Consider the following 709-nt stretch of genomic DNA (forward strand, 5'->3'; position numbering starts at 1 on the left):
CCATCTCCAACTTCTACCGCCGCTGCAAGGAGAAGGCAGCCCGGAAGGGCTATCCCAAGTTCCAGAAACATTGTCGCTCCGTGGAGTACAAAGTCTCCGGCTGGAAGCTGGCAGCAGATGGGATGTCCCTCACCTTCACGGATGGCTTCCAGGCAGGCACCTTTGCTTTGTATTGCAACGACAAGGCGCGGCGGGACATCCTCACCCTGAAAATCAATCGGGTGCGGGTAGTGCGGAGAGCCGATGGCTACTACGCCCAGTTCTGCCTGGACGTGGAGCGTCGGGAGAAGGTGGGCTACACCGGCGAGGTGGTGGGGCTGGATGTGGGCTTGATGCACTTCTACACCGACAGCAATGGGAACGCTGTGCCGTGTCCCAAGTTTTTGCGTCGTGCCGAGAGGAGGTTGAAACAACAGCAAAGGAGACTGAGCAGAAAGTTCAAGAAGGGGGCCAAACCCCAATCCAAGAACTACCACCAGCAGAGGAAGCGGCTGGGCAAGGTGCATCTCAAAGTCCAACGCCAGCGTAGAGACTGGGCTGTGAAGTTGGCCCGGTGCGTGGTGCTCGCCTACGGCGGCGCGGAGCGCTTTGTCTAGCGACATCGTGGCGTATGAGAACTTGCCGGTGCGCAACCTGGTGCGGAATCACCACTTGGCCAAGTCGATTCACGATGCCGGGTGGAGTTTATTCACCGGGTGGCTGGACTCCT

1 protein-coding gene is annotated in these 709 nt (G+C 59.0%); it reads left to right on the forward strand.

Going from position 1 to position 709, the window contains the following annotated elements:
- A partial coding sequence (locus NW839_RS12060) for an RNA-guided endonuclease InsQ/TnpB family protein (protein ID WP_414380676.1) occupies window positions 1–596 on the forward strand: 596 nt, incomplete at its 5' end.
- Window positions 597–709 lie beyond the last annotated feature (113 nt).

Origin of the sequence: Synechococcus sp. R5-15, assembly GCF_047462035.1 — a bacterium.
GTDB lineage: Bacteria > Cyanobacteriota > Cyanobacteriia > Thermostichales > Thermostichaceae > Thermostichus.